Below are 18,537 nucleotides of genomic sequence, written 5' to 3' on the forward strand. Positions count from 1 at the left end.
AATAGATAATTTATTTCATATATAAAGCCCTAAACAATTATTTTCTTTCTATTTTGTTTCTAACTTCGCGGGCCATTTCCATTGTGGATGCATTTCCACCAAGGTCCTTAGTTACAATTTTATTTTCGCTTAAAACTTCTATCAAAGCATTTTCGAGAGTACAGGCTGCATCATGCTCTTCAAGGTAATCCAACATTAAAACTACAGACAAAATCATAGCAGAAGGATTTGATATACCTTTACCTGCAATATCTGGCCCTGATCCATGTACTGGCTCGAATAAAGCACTATTTTCTCCTATGTTTGCTGAGGGCATTAGTCCTAGTCCCCCTACGAGTCCTGCGCCTTCATCTGAGAGTATATCGCCGAATAAGTTTGTGGTTACGATTACATCGAACATATGAGGGTTAGTGATGAAAAACATGGCTGTAGCATCCACATAACGATCATCAGTCCCAATATCACTGTAATCTCCCGCTACATCATAAAAAATATCTCTAAAAAGCCCATCAGTCTTTTTAAGCACATTAGCCTTATGAACAGCAGTAACCTTACCTCTACCAGTCTTCTTAGCATAATCAAAAGCAAACTTACAAATCCTCTCACTCGCTTTCCGAGTTATAACCCTTAAAGCAGTAGCCCCATCTTCAGTTTCTTCCTCAATACCAATATAAAGCCCCTCAGTATTCTCCCTCACAATAACAAAATCCAAATCATCATGAAGACTCTTAGTACCAGGATAAGACTTAACCTGCCTCAAATTAACATAAAGATCCAACTCCTGCCTTAAAGTTATAATTGCACTTTTTTGGCCAGGAACAGTTGTTACAGCACCGAAAAGTGTTGCATCTGCATTTTTTGCTAGTTTAATTGTCTCTTCAGGTATTGTTGTTCCTGTTTTCTGAAAACATTCATTTCCTGCAAGTGCCACATTATAATTAAATTGGATGTCTAACGCACCTAAAACATGAATCGCTGCTTCCATAACTTCTTTTCCAATGCCATCCCCATGAATCACTGTTATATTATACATTTATACACCCATATATCCCCAATATTTATTATTTTTTATATTCCTACTATGAAACTATTTTTTAACTGAATATTGATGTAATTTATCCGAAGAAATTAAAATAAATTTTCATATTGATATTAGGCAAATATTTTTTAAATTAAGATTAATTATAATAATAATTAAAATACAAATATTTAAAAAACCAGCGTAAATTAAAATTTTTCATTAAATACGTTTAAAGTGGTAAAATAACTTTTGTGTGATAAATATGTGGGATATATTCCAATCCATCGGATCATTTGACAGATTGAAGGGCAAAGGTTCATTCAAACATTATAAAAAAAAATTAAAAGAATATCAAGAAAATGAAGCAGATGTTCTAATTGATATGGGTGTATATCGCTTAGAAGAAGAAAGATTTGAAGAATCAATCGAATTTTTTAATAATGCCTTGCAAATTTACCATAAGCTTAATGAAATGGACGGTGAAGCATTTGTACTCGATTTAATGGGTGATGTATTCCTTAGCATGAGACAAATAGACAAAGCTATAGAAAAATACATAAAATCATTCCAAATATATGCTGAAATTAAATCTCCACTAAAAGATGAGTTATTTGATAAAATAAAAGAAGCTGAAGATATACGGGATGCCATCAAGATTGCAGAAAAACCTGACGAAGTTAAAGAATCTTTAAAATCTCCAGTATCTGAGGATAGCTCAGAATATGAGATTGTTGCAGAAAGTAACCTTGATGAGTATCTTGCTGAAGAAGAAGAACAGGAGTGCATCCTTAATTACAAAAAAATATCACCAAAATTAGATAAAATAATGAAAATAGTTAAAAAGAAATATAAAGTTGATTGTAGCGAAAACGAATATAAAACCGGTTATCTTAGAAAATCTATTGTTGATGCCCATAAAAATGGAGAACATGAAAAAGAGATGGTAATGCTTTTAATAATGGGACGTTTTCTTTTAGATGAAGAAAAAAATTACAGTGCATTGAATAATTTTAAAGATGCATTCGAATTGTCTTATGAAATAGAAGATAAAAAAGTAGAAGCATTCTCTCTTCTATTACTCGGAACAGTTTATTACATATTAGGAAACGAAGATAAGATATATAATCTATTTAAAAGGTCCGTTGAAATATTTAACGAGTTGAATGATAAAAAAGGAGAATCAATTGCAAAGGATCTTATAAATACATTGTACAGTGAGGACATATGCTTGTGATGAATTAATCACACCATCTCCACTTTATTATATCTTCTTTAATAATTCTTCATGAACAATCTATCTTAATCAACCCATAAATCTGTATTAAACTAATTTAAACAGATATTATCCATTTATTTTCATTATTTTTACATGAACTGCAAAAACAGTGATTATGCCAAACTTCAACAAATTAGCATTCATTCAATTCCATCATTCCATTAAATATATGCAACATGACGAACAAATAATAGTTTTAAGAGATTTATTTAAATACAAAAATTAAAATATCAAATTTAAATAATGAACTAAATGTTCCTAAAACATGGAATAAAGAATATAAAGTGGAGCTGTAGAAAATGGAAAGAGAAGAGAATATTAAAAGATTAATCCAAAATTTAGAAGATGATGATGAATATGTTCAACTTCAAATATCAGAACTTCTAGAAGAAATTGGAGAACCTGCAGTTGAAGACTTAATTCAAGCTTTAGATAATAAAAATAGTAATGTCCGGAAAATATCCGCACTTACTCTTGGAAAAATTGGAGATCCTCGTGCAATCAAACCATTGCTTAAAACTATGGATGATAGCAATAAATGGGTTAGAAGACATGCATCAGGGGCTCTTGGAAATATGGGAGAATCTGCAGTTGAACCACTGGTTAATTCTTTAAAAAATGATAATTGGCGTGTTCGAGGAGGCAGTGCATGGGCTCTTGGAAAAATTAAAAGTAAAGATGCTACAGATCCTCTTATAAATGTTCTTGATGATGATAGCGGTTTTGTTAGAAGTGGAGCAGCATGGGCTCTCGGAGAATTAGGAGACAAAAAAGCAATTGAACCATTAAACAAATGTACTAATGATAAAAGCGGTTTTGTACAGAAAGTGGCAAAAGCATCTTTAACAAAGCTGCAATAGTTGAATTTTTAACAAAACACCATACATCACTTAAGTTCCAATAAAATTAAGCATGAAATTAACCTTTTAAACTCTAAAAAAAATGCAAATTAACGATTAGCCAAAAATTAAAGAATATCTTTTTATTCAGTTATTTGTGGAGATAATAATTACTTTTAATAATTACAACAACATAAATAACTCCCTATAAAATTAAAAGATAATGAATTCTATACTGTGAATTAATTTAAATTAGGCATGAAGGTGTAAATATTGAAAGTTAGTATAATTGGTGCAACAGGACGAGTAGGTAGAGCAGCAGCTTTCTGTCTTGCTGAGGAAAATTCCGTAGGTAAATTAGTGCTTTTTGCAAGAGAAGAAAGTCTTTGTAAAATAGAAGGTGAATCTCTTGATATTTATGATGCATTAGCTGCAAAAGGAATATATGTATCTATAAAAACAACATGTGACCTTAAAGACATTGAAGATTCAAATGTGGTTGTTTTAAGTGCAGGAATTTCAAGGAAAGCTGGAGAAGAAAGAGAAGATCTTGGAGTTCAAAATGCAAAGATAGTGGCAGAATACGCAAAAAAAGTGGCAGAAATTGCTCCAGATGCAATAATTCTGGTTATAACTAACCCTGTAGATGTTATGACCTATGTGGCATTGAAAGCTTCTGGATTTAAAAAGAATAAAGTATTTGGACTTGGAAATCACCTTGATTCTTTGAGATTCAAAACATATATTGCAAAACACTTCCACGTGCATGTAAGTGAAATTCACACCAGAATAGTAGGTCAACACGGCCCACAAATGGTTCCCCTCATAAGTTCAACATCAATTGGAGGTATTCCCATTGAATATTACTCTGCATGGGATTATTTTACTGGTTATGAACCTTTCGATATTAAAAAAACCATTGAAAAAGTTAAAAACGCAGGAAGCAATATTATAGGTAAAAAGGGTGCAACAGAGTATGGACCGGCATTTGCAATTTCAAACATTGTAACTACCATTTTAAATAATGAAAATAAAATATTGACAGTTAGTGCCTATCTGGACAGAGATATAGAAGGTATAGAAGATGTTTGTCTTGGAGTACCTGTTAAACTTGGAATAGATGGCATAAAAGGAATATTACCCATAAAAATGAGCGAATCTGAGCGTGAAAGCTTTTTAAAAGCAGCTGAAATAGTTAAAAAAGATACAGATAAACTAATGAAAGTTTTAAAATAGGCTGATAATTAAATAATATTATTTTTATATATTGCCTTTTCAATGTCCTTTAAAAATAGAAATAAGGTTAAATGATTATTTAACCTAATAACTTAAAGCAGTTGAACATGTCCCATTAGGTGTAGGTTGTGTCTTATTAATCACAGTAGTTGTATTTTTTTTAGTTGTAGTGCTTGTTTTATTCTTAGTTTTTGTTGTTTTCGTTATATCTGAATTCAATCCCGAATCATTGGTTGTATTATTGGATAAAATAATAGGTAAACTCTCAGAATTTTGAGATCCAAAAATGTAGCCAATAACGCCGGCAATTATAACTATAATTACCATTAGTCCTATTGTTAATTTGTCCATAATTTCACTCCTTCAATTTAGTGGATCTTATTGGATCTTTGTTAAATTGATATAACTTTGACTTTTAGTTTATAGCATATATACCTTGTTGAAAAAAAGACAATCTTTTTATATATCAAATAACATGCAAGTAAACAGAAAAAGTTTATATAAGTGTTCAGTTATATCATAGGATACAACTAAAATTTTGAACAATGTATAACAAATAACCCTATAGAAATTCATCTTTTAAAAGAAACGTGTTCTCGGAAATAAATTTCCGGTAAATTTATATAATATTTATTTTCAAATATTATCAGCTTACAAAATTTAGATAAGAATCACGATAACAGAGGAAACAATATGACCAATATCGGAATTTTAAATTTACAGGGAGACGTTTTAGAACATTTTGAAATAACAAAAAAGGCATTAGAAGATATGGACGCTAAAGCTGATGTTTTTAAAGTAAAAACAACTGAAAACCTTTCAAAATGTGACGGGATAATAATTTCAGGTGGCGAAAGTACTGTTATCGGCAAATTAATGGAAAAAACAGGCATTAAAGACATGTTAATAAGTCAAAATATACCTGTACTTGGAACATGCGCAGGAATGGTTCTTCTTGCAAAAAAAACCGATTACAAACAGCCTTTACTTGGATTAATCGATATGGAAGTTAAAAGAAACGCTTTTGGCCGACAAAAAGTCTCATTTGAAGATGAAGTCGAAATTTTTGGTGGGAAATTCAAAGGTGTTTTTATAAGGGCTCCTTACATCGAAAAAGTAGGGGAAAATGTAGATATACTCTCAGAATATAATGAAAAAATTATTGCAGTAAAAAGTGGGAAGTTTATTGCCACAGCTTTTCATCCAGAGCTTACAGGTGATACAAAAATCCACAAATACTTCATAAAGGAGGTATTAAAGTGTGCGGAATAGCAGGAGTAGTATTTAAAGACAAAAAACTTCATCCAGTAGGTGACATCATGACCAGAATGCTTGATGCTCTACAACACAGAGGACCCGATTCTGCAGGTTTCTCCATTTATGGAGGCCTGGGTTTAGCAGAACACGAATATTTATTGAACATTGAAGTAAAAGAAAAAAAAGGACTTTTAAACATTGTAAAAGAAACTGTAAATGCAACTACATCAATTAAATCAGAAGAAATAATTCCATCAGTAGAAAATTACAATATATTCAGATGTAAAATATCTTTAAATTCATTTGAAGAACTTAAACCATTAATTATGGATATTGACAAATTAGATGACGTAATAGTACTTAATGGAAGCCATTCTTTTGAAATGATTAAAGATGTAGGATTAGTAAAAGAAATTGCAGATAGATATGACACTTATTCAAAAATGGGAACACATGCAATTGGTCATACCCGATTCTCAACAGAAAGTATAGTTGACCGTTATCATGCACATCCATTCCAAAGTTATATCACTCCCGACATAACTGTAGTTCACAATGGACAAATTACAAATTACTGGAAAATAAGAGACCCATTAGAAAGAAAAGGACATATTTTCGAGACAAATAACGATACAGAATGTATAGTGCATTACATAGCTGATAAACTCCATGAAGGCTATAAATTAGAAGAGGCCCTCGAGCAATCAGTTAAAGACATGGACGGGCCATTTTCATATATTGTAGGGACACCAAATGGTGTTGGAATAGCAAAAGACCAGTTAGGACTTAGACCTGGTGTTCTTGCAGAAAATGATGATGTATTTGCCATAGCTTCTGAAGAGGTTTCTCTTAGAGCAGTAATGGACACACATGATATAGATCAAATATCGCCAGGAGAATCAAGGGCATATACAATTTAAAATAGGTGGTTTCATGAGGGAAATAAAAATTGATGCTAATTCAATGGTTCCAAGGGATTTAAACCGCGCCGTAAAACAAGCTGCAAAAGAAAATGACAAGATCATTATAAAAAACCCAAATGCAATGCATTACATGGTTGCAGGACTTACAGATGATGCTGAAATAGTAATTGATGGTTCTGCTGGTTACTTTGCAGGAACAATGATAGATGGTGCCAAAATACATATAACTGGAAATGCAGGATGGTTTCCAGCAGATAATATGACTGAAGGAGAAGTTATAATAGATGGAGCAGCCGGAGACGGGGTTGGACAAGGAATATATGGTGGTACAGTCGTAGTTAGAAGAAATGTTGGATCCAGAACTGGAGAAATAATGAAAAACGGCACCATCATAATTGGTGGTAACTCTGGATTTATGAGCGGCCTTTTCATGATGGGCGGGCGCATAATCATTCTTGGAGATATTTCAGATGACGCTGGCGAATCAATTATACGAGGAGCCATATACGTACTTGGAGAGATAAAAAGCCTTGGAAAAAACGCTAAAGTAAAAGAAATTGATGATGAAGATAAAAAAGAACTAAAAGAACTCTTACCTGCTTACGGATTCAAACTGGATGACGAAAAATATAATAAGTTCAGAAAAATAGTTCCAAGAAGCAAAAGACCTTTCTATGGTAAAGAATCAGAGGAAGGATAAGGGGGAAGATATTATTCAAGCTAATAACCAACAAAAAATAGCAATGGTTGGAACACCATGCCAAATTCTTGCAGCAACCAAAATGGATAAATTTTTGGATGAAGAATTCCCGGTAGATATTAAAATAGGGCTTTTCTGCATGGAAAACTTCTCTTACTCTTACATGAAAGAAATGCTCAAAGATTATGATGTGGATATGGAAAATATCACAGAATGTAGAATAGAAAAGGGTAATCTCTGGATTTATTTATCAGATGAAAAAGTTGTTAAAATTCCTCTAAATAAAGCAAAAAAATGCATGCGTAAAAACTGTAAAATCTGCATGGATTTCACTTCAGAACAATCTGACGTTTCAGTAGGTTCAGTAGGTTCTCCTGAAGGATGGTCTACAATTATCATAAGAACAGAAAAAGGGCTTAAACTAATTGAAGCCGCAGCAAAAGATAATTATATAGAAACAAAAACTATGGAAGAATCAGGGCTTAAACTAATGGAAAAACTTGCAAATGAGAAAAAAAGGGAAAATAAATTAGAAATCAATGCAAGGGAAACAGTAGCAAGGCCTGTGATATACAGAAGACAGATATCTGGAGAAGAATTCATAAATGAAGTTTCAGATTGTCAATTTGAAGATTTAAGAGGAGATATAATCGACATCGGTGCATGTGTTCTTTGTGGAGCATGTGTCTACGCCTGTCCTGAAGAAATAGTGGAAATAAGAGATAGAAAGCCACAAATTAAAGGTAAATGTCCAGATGGATGCAATAAATGTTATGTTGCATGTCCCAGAACCTACGTTCCAGATGAAATATTGAGCAATGAATTAGATAAAGAACCATTTGGAAAATACATAAAAATATTATCTGCAAAAGCTCCCATGGTAGAGGGTCAAGACGGAGGAGTTGCAACAGCACTTCTAACCTATGCATTATCCAATAAATTAGTGGACAATGCAATAGTTGTTGATAAAAGCAGTGCTGATCCATGGAAACCAGAAGCAAAGATTACAGACAACGTTGCAGAAGTGCTAAAGGCTTCCGGAACAAAATACGCAGCATGTCCAATTTTTAAACCACTTAAAGAAGTTAAAGGGGGAAGCTAAATTGCCATTTAAAATTGAAAAAAACAATGAACTTTGCAAAAGAAACTTTGATAGGCCTGGTTGCTGCTGGTATATGTGCGACAATCGAGATGAAGAACTCTGTAAAAACTGCTACTCATGCTATAACAACTGCCCTCATGACGTTTATGAAATAATTGATGATGAAACTTATCCTATACATCATGAAAACTGTGTTGGATGCAGGATATGTGAAGAAATGTGTCCAAACAATGCAATAGAAGTAAATGCAGTTCCAGAAGACCACAGAAATGTATGGTCATTTACAGACCTGGTTGAAATTAAAAGAAAATCAAATGAAGGCAGTTATAAAGTAAGGGGCTGTGGAGCAACAAGAACCATTCCTACATTTGATGATCTGGTAATTGTTCCCGCACAAGTCTCAAGACCCCCTATTGACAAATACAGGGAGCCCTGTAACACAAAAATAACTCTTGGAGCAAGATATGCAGAAAATCCGCTTGAAATTGACACCCCCATAATGATTGCTGCAATGTCATTTGGTGCATTAAGTAAAGAAGCAAAAATAGCCCTTGCTATGGGTGCAACACTTGCTGGAACCGCTACAAACACTGGTGAAGGTGGAATGCTTCCAGAAGAACGGAAATACGCTAAAAAACTTATAGCACAATATGCTTCAGGAAGATTTGGAGTATCTGCAGATTATTTAAATAACTCAGAAGCTGTGGAAATCAAAATAGGTCAAGGTGCAAAGTCGGGAATGGGAGGACACCTTTTAGGTGAAAAAGTTACAGCAGAAGTCTCCAAAATCAGGAAAATTCCTGAAGGAACAGACGCTTTAAGCCCAGCAAGACACATGGACATTGTAGGGCCTGAAGATTTAAGCATGAAAATCGACCAGCTAAGGGAAATAACCAACTGGAAAGTTCCAATTATCGTTAAATTCACCTCAGGTAGAGTAAGTGACGATGTAAAGATTGCAGCAAAAGCAGGTGCAGACATAATCGTTGTAGATGGAATGCAGGGCGGAACTGGTGCAGGTCCAGATATAGTTACAGAGCACTCCGGTGTACCAACAATAGCAGCAATTGTAGAGGCTGACGAGGCCTTAAAACATGTGAATTTACGTGAAGAAGTGAGCCTTGTAGCTGGTGGAGGTATTAGAAACGGGGCTGATGTAGCAAAAGCACTTGCTTTAGGTGCTGATGCAACATATATAGCGACATCTGCTTTAGTTTCAATTGGATGCAGAGTTTGTCAGATGTGTTATACTGGAACATGTAGAAAGGGAATTGCAACTCAAGATCCAAAGCTCAGGAAACGTTTAGATTATCTTGAAGGCGGTAAAAAAGTTGCAAGATACATAGAAGCTATGACTGAAGAAGCTTGTATGCTTACACAACAAGCAGGAAATACTGACGTCTTTAAACTTGAAAAAGATGATTTAAGAGCATTAACTGTTGAATCATCTCTTTTAACTGGTGTTAAAATGGCCGGTTTAGAATCTCCTGTTAAATATTAATGGGAATCTTCATTTTTTTTATTTTTTAATATTTTTTTAAACTAATTGTTATTTTGTAAATTAATTTGTTACTAATTTTAATAAGTTAAAATTTTTTTTTTGGATTAAATGATTCATTCACCAAAAAGATTATATACAATATTTTACCACAAATAGTACAACGGAAATATGTTTCCTACATCCCTTTTCCTTTTATAAATTTTTTATGGTTAAGGGTTCAACCAAACAGTTTATGACAATTTAATGTCTAAAACAAGCAAAAATATTAATAAAATCAATAATTAAATAATAAAATGGAGGAATAAAATTTATGGATCCTATTCTTAACTCTGGTGATACAGCATGGATGCTAATATCAACCGCTCTTGTTATTTTAATGACTATTCCCGGTGTAGCTCTATTTTATGGAGGTCTTATTAGAAGAGAAAATGTATTAAACACCATGTTCCTATCATTTGTTACCTTTGCAATCGTTAGTGTTCTCTGGTTTGTATATGGTTACGATCTTGCATTTGGAACAGATATATGGGGAATATTAGGAAGTCTTACCAATCCATTCTTTGGAGGGGTTTTAGAAACAAAAACATTATCCACATATGCATCTACAATACCAACGGGACTTTATGCAATATTCCAGATGACTTTTGCAGCTATTACAGTAGCACTTATATCTGGAGCAGTAGTTGAAAGAATGAAGTTTTCTGCATGGCTTGCGTTTGTACCGGTGTGGTTTACTCTTGTTTATGTACCTGTAGCTCACTGGATGTGGGGTGGCGGCTGGCTCGCTAAATTAGGTGCATTGGACTTTGCAGGAGGTATTGTTGTACATTTAACAAGCGGTATCGCTGCACTGGCTCTTGTATTGCTTCTTGGGGTTAGAAAAGATGCAAAATTACTCCCTCACCACTTAGGATATTCAATAATGGGTGCGGGACTTTTATGGTTTGGTTGGTTTGGATTTAATGCAGGATCTGCAGGATCTGCAGGCAATTTGGCCGTTTCTGCAATGATTGTTACCAATGTATCTGCAGCAGTTGGTATGCTTGCTTGGATGCTTATGGATAAAATTAAAACAGGTAAACCAACCATGCTCGGAGCATTATCCGGTGCAATAGCAGGTTTAGCTTCAATAACTCCTGCAGCAGGATATGTAAACATCACAGCAGCCATAATCATTGGATTTGTTGCTTCAATACTTGCATACACTGCAGTTTCATGGCTTAAACCTCGTCTTGGGTATGATGATGCGCTTGATGTATTTGGGATTCATGGAGTTTGTGGTATTACAGGGGCAATTGCAATCGGTATATTTGCAAGTCCTCTTATAAACAGTGCCACCACTGGAGGCATTCTATTTGGAAACTTCCATTTAATTGGAGTACAGTTATTAGCAATTATAGTTGTTGGAATTTACGCATTTATAATGACATTTGTTATTGCTAAAATCATAGACAAAATAATTGGCCTTAGAGTTGATGAAAAACACGAAATACAGGGTCTTGACATTAACCAACATGAGGAATCCGGTTACAGATTATCTTAGACATATATAAATGAACATATAGTGTAATCTAATTAAAGAAATTATGAAATGGATGTGAACAAATGAAAAAGATAATCGCTATCATAAGGCCAGACAAATTCGAGATGGTTAAAAATGCCCTTGAAGAAATTGGCTGCCATGGAATGACAGTAAAGGATGTTAAAGGGCGTGGAAGACAATTAGGCATTACAGAAAATTATAGGGGCCGTGATTACCGAATAGACCTTCTTCCAAAGACAGAACTTGAAATAGTCACCAACGAAGCTAATGTAGAAAATATAATACAAACTATTGTAAAAACAGCAAAAACTGGAGATATTGGAGACGGAAAAATCTTTATATCACCAGTAGAAGACGTTGTACGGATACGAACCGGCGAAAGAGGAGAAAACGCAATTTAACTCTCCAATTTATTTTTTTTTAAATATACATTTCTTAAGTGTAATATTTATTTTCCATTATTTTGACTGATTTTAATTTCATTAAAAATTGATGATTAATAATGACCATCGAAACATTTATAAATGATCAGAAACTAGTTTAATATATCGGAAGTATGTTACCGGTATCCGATAATTAGAAAATATGATGCAAATTGATTTAACACAAAATTAAAATAACGCTAATTAAAGTCTTAAAAACGCTTTAATAAAAAATTAATTGAAAACGGAGGAAAAAAAATGGCAGATCCTATTCTTAACTCTGGAGATACAGCATGGATGCTTATCTCTACAGCTCTCGTAATGCTGATGACCATTCCTGGTGTCGCATTATTCTATGGGGGCCTTACAAAAAAAGTAAATGTTTTAAATACAATGTTTCTATCCCTCATTGCATTCGCCATAACAAGCATAATCTGGGTACTTTACGGTTACCAGTTTGCATTTGGTCAAGACATGTTAATGGGATTGATAGGAAATCCAGCAAATTTATTGTTTAGTGGAATAGATGTAAATTCACTGGCATCTCTTGCACCTACAATACCATCTACAGTATATATCGCATTCCAGATGACATTTGCAGCAATTACCATTGCACTTATATCTGGAGCAGTAGTTGGAAGAATGAAATTCTCTTCATGGTTGATATTCGTGGTGGCCTGGGTATCCTTAGTTTATGTTCCTATTGCTCACATGGTATGGGGTGGAGGATTATTATTCAACATGGGTGCTCTTGACTTTGCAGGAGGTACAGTTGTACACTTAAACTCAGGAATCGCTGCACTAGCATTAGTAATCCTTTTAGGAAGTAGAAAAGACACAACTTTACTTCCACACCAGCTCGGTTACTCTGTAATTGGAGCAGCACTTCTATGGTTTGGTTGGTTTGGATTCAACGCCGGATCCGCGCTAACTGCAGGAGGTCTTGCAGGATCAGCATTCATTGCAACTAACACTGCAGCAGCAGCAGGTTTAATTTCATGGATAATCATAGATTATCTAAAAACTGGTAAACCAACATTATTAGGTGCTTTATCTGGTGCAATAGCAGGTTTAGTAGCTATTACTCCAGCAGCAGGTTTTGTAACTGTTCAAGCCGCAATAATTATTGGTCTTGTAACTTCAGTTATTTCATACACTGCAATAGCATGGTTAAAACCACGTTTAGGTTACGATGATGCTCTGGATGTATTTGGAATACACGGAATGTCAGGTTTATGGGGAGCAATTGCCACAGGGCTTTTTGCAGCACCATTTATAAATTCACTTGGAACTGGGCTTTTCTATGGGAACCCTGGACAGTTAACTACTCAAATAATTGCAGTAGCAGTTGTTGGAGTTTATTCATTTGTAGTAACAATGATTATAGGTTTAGCCATAAAATATACTATAGGACTAAGAGTTGAGCCTAAAGAAGAAATTGAAGGATTAGATACTAATCTACACGAGGAATCAGGTTACAGAATTTAAATATGAAATAAGGACGTGGAAAAATGAAAGGAATAATTGCTATAATACGGCCGAATAAGTTAGATGATGTAAAAAATGCTTTAGAGGAAATTGAATGCCATGGAGTGACAGTTACAGAAGTAAAAGGTCGGGGGCGGCAGCTTGGTGTAACAGAAAGTTACAGGGGCAGTGACTACAGAATAGACATGTTACCAAAAACAAGGCTTGAAATTATCGTTAAAGACAAAGATGTTGAAGATGTTATTCAAGCTATAGTGAAAACAGCTCAAACTGGAGATATTGGAGACGGAAAAATCTTTATATCATCAGTAGAAGAGGTTATACGGATAAGAACTGGAGAAAGAGGGGATGGGGCAGTTTAATATTGCTTAAAATCTCTTTTATTATTTTTCTTATCTAATTTTTCTTTTTTTTTAATTTTTAGAGTTAAACATTACTTTATTTTTGATATCAATTATTGCATGATTTTTTATTGTCCATAATGGCTTAATTTTAGAGAAAACTATATATATTAAAAATTCAATTATTAACTATCGGAAATATGTTTCCTTTTTCCGTAGGAGATATTTTATGGAAATTAAAGAAGTTAAAAAAATTGTAATTTTAGGAACATCAAACTCTGGAAAAACCACCGCCCTAAAGCACATCTGCAGTGACATGATAAAAACTACAGCATTAGATTATGGAAAAACAGTGATTAATAATAAAAAAACCCATTTTTTCAGTTCTCCAGGAAATAAACGTTTTAAGTTCATGCAAGACATATTGTGCAAGAATATCAATGGTGCCATAATTTTCATTGATAATACAAAGGATATAACAAAAAATGACATGGAAATAATCAAATTCGTTGAAGAAAAAAGAGTACCCTTTGTAATATTTGCAAATAAGCAAGATATAAGCAATAAATGCTTAAACATTGAATTTATCAAAGCACCTATTATCCCAACCATTGCAATAAATGGCATGGGAATTAATCATGGATTGAAGATACTATTAGATTTAATAGACCAAAATGAAACCAATCCCCCACTAAAAGCCATATGTAGCAGTTGAACATTTTAAATATTTTGATTAAATTATATTTAAAAAGTATTTGGCGACACGTCTCAATATGAGGTGATAATAAATGAAAAGAAAAGTACTGCTTTTAGGGGCTTCTGGTTCTGGAAAAACCACAGCTTTACAGCATATAACCCCTGATGAAAATATAAAAATATTACGATTTGACTACAAAAAAGCAATAATTAACAATAATTCCACTTACCTTTTTAGTTCTCCAAGTACAGAAGGATTTAAACTCCTTGAAGATGTAATAACTGATGAAATAGATGGAATAATTGTAGTTATAGATAATTCAAAAGGTATTAGTGAAACAGATACAGAAATAACGAGTTATATTAATAAGAAACATATTCCTTATATTATATTTGCAAACAAACAAGATTTAAATCCCAATATTTTAAAAATCAATTTTAATGTAATTATAATCCCAACAATAGCATTAGATGGAATCGGAGTAAGTGACGGCTTAAAAATACTACTCAATTTAATAAAAAACACAACCAATGAAATTAAACCAAAAGATAAGTTCATTAATATCATTAACGGTGCGAAATCTCCGGAAATAGAAGCTGATGAAAAGCCAGAATTAAAAAATATAATAAAAAAAATAAAACCAACAAATAAAAAGGATATTACAACAGAAATATGCAAATTAAAGCTGTTTATGCACCCCATAGAATTAGAAAATGTAAAAACAGCGTTGGAAGAAGTTGGATTTTCAAATATAACTGTAATAGAAGTGGGATATGTCGATAATCATTCTATTACCCATGAATCATACAGGGGCAGTAATTATAGTATAAATATCCCTCAAAAGGTTGAGATAAACATGGTGATAAAAAGAGAAGATGCCCAATATGTATTTGAGGCAATTAAATCCATTAAAACAGAAGATATCCATGATGAAATATTTATATCTCCTATAAAAAGTGCAATACGAATCAGAACTGGAGAAAGGGGTGGAGAAGCCATTGAATAATCCTTCAGATGGATTTATCTATTAAATGACTATTCCTCATTTTTAACCATATATTTTTTTCATCTTCAGAATTTAACAAAATTAAACTGCTAATATTATATTAAATCAGTTTTATTTTTAGAAGAGATGGTTAAATTTTTATTAGCCTGTTAAAAACATTTTTATATTGTATTACTTTAATTTCAAAGTTATTAAAGAAAAATTTATTAATAATGTTAGTGGATAATAATTAATATAAAATATGAGGCCAAAATTATGAAAAATAAACTGATTATAGGTATAATTTCGTTTTTAGTCATTTTTGTAAGTGTTTCGGGATGTATAAATACAAATCCTGCTGATAATTCAACGAATACTGCAAATTATTCAAGTGATCAAGGAACTCAGGGTAGTACTAACACAAAATCCTCAACAAGTAGTTCATCATCTAAATCCAGCGGTTCCAAAAAAACGAGTTCCACTGTTTGCCCTCAATGTAATGGATACGGTACAGTAACCTGTTATAACACAGTTACAGGAGGAGAGACATGTGACGGTACTGGAATTGTCCAGGGAGGCTCAACAGCAGGTCAAACATGCCGTGTTTGTGGTGGAACAGGATCAATAACTTGTCCAACTTGTGGTGGAACAGGCCATGTTTAAAACTGAAAACTGAAAAAAAACTATTTATTTTTTCTTTAATTATATTTTAAGAATGTAAAATAAGAAAATAGAGGATTTATATCTGTATTATTATTTAAATTATGAATATAGAGGTAAAATGAGTATACCTCTACTTTTTTACCATCCTCTTTTTTGAAGTCTTTCTTCTTCTGGAATTTCGCTCATTTCAAGTCCTGGCATTGCTTTTCCAAGGCCTCTTGAAACTTTAGCCAGAATTCCTGCATCTTCATAGTTAGCTGTTGCTTCTGTAATCGCTAATGCCACTTTTTCAGGCATTTCTGACTTGAATATTCCTGATCCGACAAATACTCCGTCTGCTCCAAGCTGCATCATAAGTGCTGCGTCTGCTGGTGTTGCAACTCCTCCTGCTGCAAAATTTACGACTGGAAGTTTGCCAAGTTCGGCTGTTTGTTTTACAAGTTCGTATGGAGCTTCTAATTCCCTTGAAATTCCCCATAGTTCTTCTTCTGTTTTATTTTGGATTTCTCTTATTGTACCTTGTATTTTTCTCATGTGTCTTACAGCTTCAACAACATTTCCTGTGCCTGCTTCTCCTTTTGTCCGTATCATTGCAGCTCCTTCATCTATTCTTCGTAGTGCTTCGCCAAGGTTTCTTGCACCGCAAACAAATGGTATTGTGAATTTCTTTTTATCAACGTGGTATTTTTCATCTGCTGGAGTTAAAACTTCGCTTTCATCAATCATGTCCACACCAAGGGATTCTAATACTTGTGCTTCTACAAAGTGTCCTATTCTTACTTTGGCCATGACAGGTATGGATACTGCATCCATTATTTCAATAACTTTTGATGGATCTGCCATTCTTGCAACGCCGCCTGAAGCTCTTATATCTGCTGGAACTTTTTCAAGAGCCATTACTGCAACTGCACCTGCATTTTCTGCAATTTCGGCTTGTTCAGCATTTACAACATCCATTATGACTCCGCCTTTTGTCATTTTGGCGAATCCTGTCTTTAAAATTTCGGTTCCATGTAACATAAACTTCCTCCATGATTTTTTTTAAACTTAATTTTTAATCTAAAAAGCATGAACTATGCTTAAACACTATTTTAATATTTAGGTAAATAATATATAACAATTGTTATATTATATATCTTTTCAACTTAATCATAGTTTGATTTCAAATATTAAATAGTTTTAATGAGAATTCACCAGATAACAATAATCAAAAATCAGCCCTTCCAATTGAAAATACATGAAGATTAAATATTCCCAACAAACTTCTAACAAATTTCCGATTGACTTCGTAATAGGTAATTTAACGAAGTAAACTACATCATTTATAAATAATTGAAATAAAATAAATTCCTTTTAATAATACTCTAAACATTCATCTTTTAACACGCGAGCATCCTCATTTGATGGGTTTAATTGTAAAACCTTGTTAAAACAGTCCACTGCCTTTTCAAATTCACCCATTTCCATAAGAACAACTCCTTTGTTACATAAAAATACATCATTTTCATCTTCAAGATTTATTGCATCATTGTAACATTTTAAAGCTTCATCAAACCTACCAAGCTCCAGTAAAGCATTCCCTTTACGGTTCCATGTAGATGCATCCGGAGTTTCACTAAGAGATAATTCCAGTGCTTTATCATATGCCTCCAGTGCTTCTTCAGTTCTTTCTAATTCTGTTAATATATTCCCTTTAGCATTCCATACGTCAGGATTTTCAGGATCTAACTTTAAAATACGATTATAACAACTTAAAGCATCATCAAACCTACCGAGCATTTCTAAAATAAAACCTCTCCAATATAATACAATTACATTATTTTTATTTAATTTTAAAGCAGTTGTATTATACTCCAGTGCTTCTTCTGGCTTATTTGAATTTAATAGTGCTATTGCTCTGTTATTTAATATATATTCATTTTCTGGATCAATTTCTAAGGCTTTATCATAGCATTCAATGGCTTCATTGAATTTACCTAAACGAGAGAGATTATCTCCTTTTTTATTTAGGAGATATGCATCATCAGGGTCATGCCTTAATGCTGCTGTATAACAAAGTACTGAATCTTGAAATTTCCCGGAATCAAATAGTATATCTGCTCTTTTGGTTATTCTTGCCTTTTCATCGATTTTTTCGCCTTCCCATTCATCGATGGCGTATTTTTCAAACTTTATTATCTGGAAAAGAGATTCATCATCAGTATCTTCAGGATACATTCTTTTAAATTCTTTTTCAAGCTCTGCAGCGTTTTTGTAGCCTTCTTCCTGTGCAAGTTCGTTGTTTTTTATGATGTCTTTAAATTTTACAATTTCAACACCAGTTACTTCAGCTTCAAATAGCTTTTCCCGCTCCTTTGATATTAGGTTCCAGTAACAGTGCAGACGATCACCAGGTAAAAGAGGTTTTTTCCATAATTTTCGGATTGTTATGGTTTTTTTACCTGTTATAAGTTCAAGATGACTGCTTCCAAATAATAATATGGGCATAAACAACCTCCACCCGCTTTAATGATATATTATCGATAATTTATGGCTTCTTCACC

Annotated in this window: 19 protein-coding genes; 15 read left to right on the forward strand and 4 right to left on the reverse strand. The window is 33.3% G+C overall.

The window, feature by feature from the left end:
• Positions 1-37 precede the first annotated feature (37 nt).
• The gene (locus tag HZC47_11545; protein ID MBI5681518.1) at positions 38-1,033 is read right to left on the reverse strand and encodes an NAD-dependent isocitrate dehydrogenase; all 996 of its coding nucleotides are present in this window, start codon (positions 1,031-1,033) and stop codon (positions 38-40) included.
• Between the two features lie 250 nt (positions 1,034-1,283).
• Between HZC47_11545 and HZC47_11550 the strand changes: the two genes are divergently transcribed.
• The 3 genes from HZC47_11550 to HZC47_11560 all read left to right on the forward strand — a co-directional run bounded on the left by HZC47_11550 (position 1,284) and on the right by HZC47_11560 (position 4,372).
• Entirely contained in the window at positions 1,284-2,255 is a 972-nt protein-coding gene (locus tag HZC47_11550) for a tetratricopeptide repeat protein (GenBank protein ID MBI5681519.1), read from the forward strand.
• A gap of 341 nt (positions 2,256-2,596) precedes the next feature.
• Positions 2,597-3,157: a HEAT repeat domain-containing protein gene (locus HZC47_11555; GenBank protein ID MBI5681520.1), complete on the forward strand. Its 561-nt coding sequence runs from the start codon at positions 2,597-2,599 to the stop codon at positions 3,155-3,157.
• A 252-nt stretch (positions 3,158-3,409) separates the two neighbouring features.
• Positions 3,410-4,372: a malate dehydrogenase gene (locus HZC47_11560; protein ID MBI5681521.1), complete on the forward strand. Its 963-nt coding sequence runs from the start codon at positions 3,410-3,412 to the stop codon at positions 4,370-4,372.
• 84 nt (positions 4,373-4,456) lie between these two features.
• Here the strand turns inward: HZC47_11560 and HZC47_11565 are convergent, their stop codons facing one another.
• A complete protein-coding gene (locus HZC47_11565) occupies positions 4,457-4,723 on the reverse strand; it encodes a hypothetical protein (protein ID MBI5681522.1) in 267 nt (88 codons plus the stop codon).
• A 342-nt stretch (positions 4,724-5,065) separates the two neighbouring features.
• Here HZC47_11565 and pdxT point away from each other — a divergent pair, with 342 nt between their 5' ends.
• The 12 genes from pdxT to HZC47_11625 all read left to right on the forward strand — a co-directional run bounded on the left by pdxT (position 5,066) and on the right by HZC47_11625 (position 15,994).
• Positions 5,066-5,644, forward strand: coding sequence for a pyridoxal 5'-phosphate synthase glutaminase subunit PdxT (gene pdxT, locus HZC47_11570; protein ID MBI5681523.1), 579 nt, complete (start codon positions 5,066-5,068; stop codon positions 5,642-5,644).
• A complete protein-coding gene (locus HZC47_11575; protein ID MBI5681524.1) occupies positions 5,632-6,549 on the forward strand; it encodes a glutamine amidotransferase in 918 nt (305 codons plus the stop codon). The genes pdxT and HZC47_11575 overlap by 13 nt, the downstream gene beginning before the upstream one ends.
• A 13-nt stretch (positions 6,550-6,562) precedes the next feature.
• A complete protein-coding gene (locus HZC47_11580; protein ID MBI5681525.1) occupies positions 6,563-7,252 on the forward strand; it encodes a tributyrin esterase in 690 nt (229 codons plus the stop codon).
• Positions 7,227-8,354: a Coenzyme F420 hydrogenase/dehydrogenase, beta subunit C-terminal domain gene (locus HZC47_11585; protein MBI5681526.1), complete on the forward strand. Its 1,128-nt coding sequence runs from the start codon at positions 7,227-7,229 to the stop codon at positions 8,352-8,354. The genes HZC47_11580 and HZC47_11585 overlap by 26 nt, the downstream gene beginning before the upstream one ends.
• A gap of 1 nt (position 8,355) precedes the next feature.
• Positions 8,356-9,855, forward strand: coding sequence for an alpha-hydroxy-acid oxidizing protein (locus HZC47_11590; GenBank protein ID MBI5681527.1), 1,500 nt, complete (start codon positions 8,356-8,358; stop codon positions 9,853-9,855).
• A gap of 310 nt (positions 9,856-10,165) precedes the next feature.
• Positions 10,166-11,398 (forward strand): ammonium transporter, encoded by a 1,233-nt coding sequence (locus HZC47_11595; GenBank protein MBI5681528.1) that lies wholly within the window; start codon positions 10,166-10,168, stop codon positions 11,396-11,398.
• 62 nt (positions 11,399-11,460) lie between these two features.
• Positions 11,461-11,799 (forward strand): P-II family nitrogen regulator, encoded by a 339-nt coding sequence (locus tag HZC47_11600; GenBank protein ID MBI5681529.1) that lies wholly within the window; start codon positions 11,461-11,463, stop codon positions 11,797-11,799.
• Between the two features lie 279 nt (positions 11,800-12,078).
• The gene (locus HZC47_11605) at positions 12,079-13,308 is read left to right on the forward strand and encodes an ammonium transporter (protein ID MBI5681530.1); all 1,230 of its coding nucleotides are present in this window, start codon (positions 12,079-12,081) and stop codon (positions 13,306-13,308) included.
• A gap of 23 nt (positions 13,309-13,331) precedes the next feature.
• On the forward strand, positions 13,332-13,670 hold the full coding sequence (locus tag HZC47_11610; GenBank protein ID MBI5681531.1) for a P-II family nitrogen regulator: 339 nt from the start codon (positions 13,332-13,334) through the stop codon (positions 13,668-13,670).
• Positions 13,671-13,878: 208 nt separating this feature from the next.
• Positions 13,879-14,364: a 50S ribosome-binding GTPase gene (locus tag HZC47_11615; protein ID MBI5681532.1), complete on the forward strand. Its 486-nt coding sequence runs from the start codon at positions 13,879-13,881 to the stop codon at positions 14,362-14,364.
• Between the two features lie 73 nt (positions 14,365-14,437).
• On the forward strand, positions 14,438-15,352 hold the full coding sequence (locus tag HZC47_11620) for a hypothetical protein (GenBank protein ID MBI5681533.1): 915 nt from the start codon (positions 14,438-14,440) through the stop codon (positions 15,350-15,352).
• A 255-nt stretch (positions 15,353-15,607) separates the two neighbouring features.
• Positions 15,608-15,994: a hypothetical protein gene (locus HZC47_11625; GenBank protein MBI5681534.1), complete on the forward strand. Its 387-nt coding sequence runs from the start codon at positions 15,608-15,610 to the stop codon at positions 15,992-15,994.
• Between the two features lie 138 nt (positions 15,995-16,132).
• On the opposite strand, the gene pdxS is transcribed toward HZC47_11625, so the two are convergent.
• Complete coding sequence (gene pdxS, locus HZC47_11630) at positions 16,133-17,014, reverse strand: pyridoxal 5'-phosphate synthase lyase subunit PdxS (GenBank protein MBI5681535.1); 882 nt, start codon at positions 17,012-17,014, stop codon at positions 16,133-16,135.
• 333 nt (positions 17,015-17,347) lie between these two features.
• Positions 17,348-18,481 (reverse strand): tetratricopeptide repeat protein, encoded by a 1,134-nt coding sequence (locus tag HZC47_11635; protein ID MBI5681536.1) that lies wholly within the window; start codon positions 18,479-18,481, stop codon positions 17,348-17,350.
• Positions 18,482-18,537 lie beyond the last annotated feature (56 nt).

Origin of the sequence: Methanobacterium sp., from assembly GCA_016222945.1 — an archaeon.
Taxonomy (GTDB): Archaea; Methanobacteriota; Methanobacteria; order Methanobacteriales; family Methanobacteriaceae; genus Methanobacterium_D.